This window comes from Kangiella sp., assembly GCF_014762745.1.
Lineage (GTDB): Bacteria > Pseudomonadota > Gammaproteobacteria > Enterobacterales > Kangiellaceae > Kangiella.
This window is the reverse complement of record NZ_JABURJ010000098.1, coordinates 1-3,497: the sequence shown is the minus strand read 5'-3', so window position 1 is coordinate 3,497 and position 3,497 is coordinate 1. Positions and strand designations below refer to the sequence as shown.

Annotated in this window: 3 protein-coding genes and 1 pseudogene; all 4 read left to right on the top strand. The window is 43.4% G+C overall.

All coding sequences use genetic code 11. The features are described 5' to 3' along the window. Window positions 1–230 (top strand): annotated as a pseudogene (locus HUJ19_RS07385) (type IV-A pilus assembly ATPase PilB); the annotation flags it as partial. Between the two features lie 82 nt (window positions 231–312). After that, a complete protein-coding gene (locus HUJ19_RS07380; protein WP_290623075.1) occupies window positions 313–1,557 on the top strand; it encodes a type II secretion system F family protein in 1,245 nt (414 codons plus the stop codon). Between the two features lie 28 nt (window positions 1,558–1,585). After that, complete coding sequence (locus tag HUJ19_RS07375; RefSeq protein ID WP_290623074.1) at window positions 1,586–2,494, top strand: A24 family peptidase; 909 nt, start codon at window positions 1,586–1,588, stop codon at window positions 2,492–2,494. 345 nt (window positions 2,495–2,839) lie between these two features. Then, the gene (gene coaE, locus HUJ19_RS07370; protein ID WP_290623073.1) at window positions 2,840–3,439 is read left to right on the top strand and encodes a dephospho-CoA kinase; all 600 of its coding nucleotides are present in this window, start codon (window positions 2,840–2,842) and stop codon (window positions 3,437–3,439) included. Window positions 3,440–3,497 lie beyond the last annotated feature (58 nt).

The following is a 3,497-nucleotide window of genomic DNA, read 5'->3' as shown; positions in this document are numbered from 1 at the left end:
CAGTAGGTTGCGATAAATGCACAATGGGCTATAAAGGTCGTGTGGGTTTATTCCAGGTTATGCCGGTGTCAGAAGAAAATGGTCGTATTATCATGGAAGGTGGTAATGCGATAGATATATCAGATCAGGCCAAAAAAGAGGGGATTCCTGATTTGCGTCGTGCAGGCCTGAATAAGGTTAAGGCCGGTTTAACCAGTCTTGCCGAGGTGAATCGTGTAACACAGGATTAGTGCTAACAAAGTGAGATAGGATTAATGGGGATGTGTTCGATAGACGCATTAGCCATAACAGTACATTAGAAAGGTAATTAACATGGCAACAGCAGTTAAACGGAAGGCAACAAAAGCTAAGCAAACTAAGTTGAAAAATTTTCAATGGAGTGGTGTTAATAAGCAGGGCGTAAAAATAAAAGGAAAGATTTCCGCTGAGAACCAAGACGCAGTCAAACAGCAGCTTCTAAAGCAAGGAATTACTCCTAAGACGATTAATGCAGAATTGTTTTCGTTTGGTGCTGGAAAGAAGCCCATTAAGCCAGTTGACATTGCTGTATTCTTAAGACAGTTAGCTATAATGATGAAAGCTGGTGTTCCTTTAGTACAGTCCTTCGATATTATTGGTAAGGGGCATGAAAACCCAAGTGTTCAAGACTTGGTGATGGATATTAAAGCTGATGTTGAGTCGGGTAATCCATTTGCTGAATCCTTAAGAAAAAAACCAAAATATTTTGACGAGTTGGTCTGTGATTTGATTCATGCCGGTGAGCAATCAGGTACTTTAGAGCAGATGTTGGATCGAATTGCTACCTATAAAGAAAAAACAGAGGCCCTTAAGTCAAAAATTAAGTCAGCTTTAATGTATCCTGCTGCGGTTGTAGTGGTATCTATTGTTGTTACTGCTATCCTTTTGATTTATGTTGTTCCAATGTTTGCTGATTTATTTAAGGGTGCAGGAGCCGATTTACCAGGTTTTACTCAGTTAGTTGTAAATTTATCTGAAAATGTTCAGGCTTATTGGTTTATTTACCTTTTGGTAATAATAGGGATCGTTGTTGGCTATAAGTTGTTAAATGAGCGATCTAAGTCATTCAGAGATGGAAAGGACAAACTGCTTTTAAAGATTCCCATATTTGGTCCTCTTATTCAGAAAGCTGCAGTAGCCCGTTATGCTCGTACCTTAGCTACAACTTTTGCCGCAGGTGTGCCGCTTGTTGATGCATTAGATTCTGCTGCCGGGGCCTCAGGGAATGCAGTATACCGAGATGCTATCATGAAGATTAAAGAAGATGTGACTACAGGTCTGCAAATTAACATGGCAATGGCCTCTACTCAGGTTTTCCCAAACATGGTTACTCAGATGGTTGCGATTGGTGAGGAATCTGGTGCCGTTGATACCATGTTAGCCAAGGTGGCTGATATTTATGAGCAGGAAGTGGATGACGCAGTAGATGGTATTAGTTCATTAATTGAGCCAATAATCATCGTGTTCTTGGGTACCGTTGTAGGCGGACTTGTTACAGCCATGTACCTGCCGATCTTCCAGATGGGTAATGCTTTCTAATCAATCCATATATTAAAAAGACAAAAACATGATTGAGATACTTTCTTCAAACCTGCCCGTATTGGCAGGTTTAGTTTTTATACTGGGGTTATTAACGGGCAGCTTTTTGAATGTTGTAATTCATAGGCTGCCGTTAATTTTGGGTCGCGAGTGGCGCGCAACCGCAACGGAAATTTTAACTGAAGCAAATTGTAGTGTTTCCTGCCCAAAGGATGAGTTGCCGGCAAAATACAATTTAATGACTCCGGCTTCTGCCTGTCCAAAATGTCATCATAAAATTACTGCCTTGGAAAATATCCCTGTGTTTAGCTGGTTGTTTCTGGGTGGCAAATGCTCAAACTGTAAAACCAAAATCAGTGGCCGTTATCCTTTTGTCGAGCTGCTAACAGCCGTTACCTTTATGATGTGTGCTATCGCCTTTGGCTGGTCCTGGCCATTGGCGTTTGCCCTGATATTTACTTGTTTCCTGGTCGCGGGAAGTTTTATTGATTACGACCATAAGATCTTACCTGATCAATTGACCTTGCCGCTGGTCTGGATTGGCCTGGTTGCAGCGCTTTGGTTGGCTCCTGAGCATACTTTGCCAGGCTTTGCTAAGGACTTGCCTTCAGCGGTTATCGGAGCGTTAGCCGGTTATTTGTCTTTATGGTCAATTTATTGGTTGTTTAAGCTGTTAACCGGTAAGGAAGGTATGGGCCACGGAGATTTTAAATTGCTGGCTGCTATTGGGGCTTTCCTGGGGTGGCAAATGTTGCCTTTGGTAATCCTGTTGTCTACGGTTACAGGTGCGGTTTTGGGCATTATCACTATGGTTATCAGTAAGAAAGGGCGTGATTACAAAATTCCGTTTGGTCCATTTTTAGCGATAGCGGGTTGGATTGCTTTAATTTGGGGTGAAACCATTACCAATAGCTATATTCAGATGTTGCAGCCCTAATATCTCTTGTAGGTTGGATAAGTCGCGAAGCGGCGCCATCCAACAATGGCATTGATAGGTTTGCTTGAACTGTTGGAGGGCGACAATCCTGGCGTCTTGCCTTTTCCAACCTACGATAAAGAAGTAGCTCTGTAGGTTGGATAAGTCGCGAAGCGGCGCCATCCAACAGTGTTATTAATGGGTTTGTTTGGAATGTTGGAAGACGACAATCCTAGCGTCTTGTCTTGGACCTCCCCCATCGGGGATTCCAACCTACATAAGAGCCAAGTCGTAGGGACAAGTCATGACTTGTCCGTGCAACAGAGAAGCAGAAACTAATTCAGAATCCAATTCAGAAGATAAGCCATGACCTACAAAGTTGCATTAACAGGTGGTATCGCCAGCGGTAAGACTGCTGTCAGTGATATGTTTGCTGAGCTTGGTGTGGCTGTCATAGATGCAGATGTTATTGCCCGTGAGGTGGTGGCTAAAGGCTCTGAGGCTTTACATGCTATTGTCGAGCATTTTGGGGAACAGATTTTGACTGACTCCGGTGCTCTTGATCGCGAAAAGCTTCGCACTAAAGTTTTTTCTAATGAGCAGGAAAGGTTGTGGCTTAATAACCTGCTTCACCCATTAATTCGAGCTGAAATGAGGCGGCGCCAGGATGTGGCCGATTCGGTTTATTCCATCAGTGTGATTCCTTTGCTATTCGAAAGCGGTCAACACCGGGATTATGATCGGGTCTTGGTGGTAGACTGCCCGGAGGAAGTACAGCTGGAGCGCTTAATGATGCGTGATCAGTCTACTAAAGAGCAGGCGCAGGCTATTTTGGATAAACAGGCCAGCCGCCAACAGCGCTTGTCGATTGCTGATGATGTGATTGTCAATGACTCAGATTTGCATTCCCTTAAACAAAGCGTTATAACGCTTGATAACCAATACAGGCAATTAGCAAGGAATTAGGCAATTGATGCCCGAAGCTGCCAGTTATATCTTGTATGAGCATCCGCTCAATGAGCAG

Bases quoted from the DNA above. Each gene is read 5' to 3' on its own strand.
- coaE (WP_290623073.1), top strand. From the start codon at position 2,840: ATGACCTACAAAGTTGCATTAACAGGTGGTATCGCCAGCGGTAAGACT.
- HUJ19_RS07375 (WP_290623074.1), top strand. From the start codon at position 1,586: ATGATTGAGATACTTTCTTCAAACCTGCCCGTATTGGCAGGTTTAGTT.
- HUJ19_RS07380 (WP_290623075.1), top strand. From the start codon at position 313: ATGGCAACAGCAGTTAAACGGAAGGCAACAAAAGCTAAGCAAACTAAG.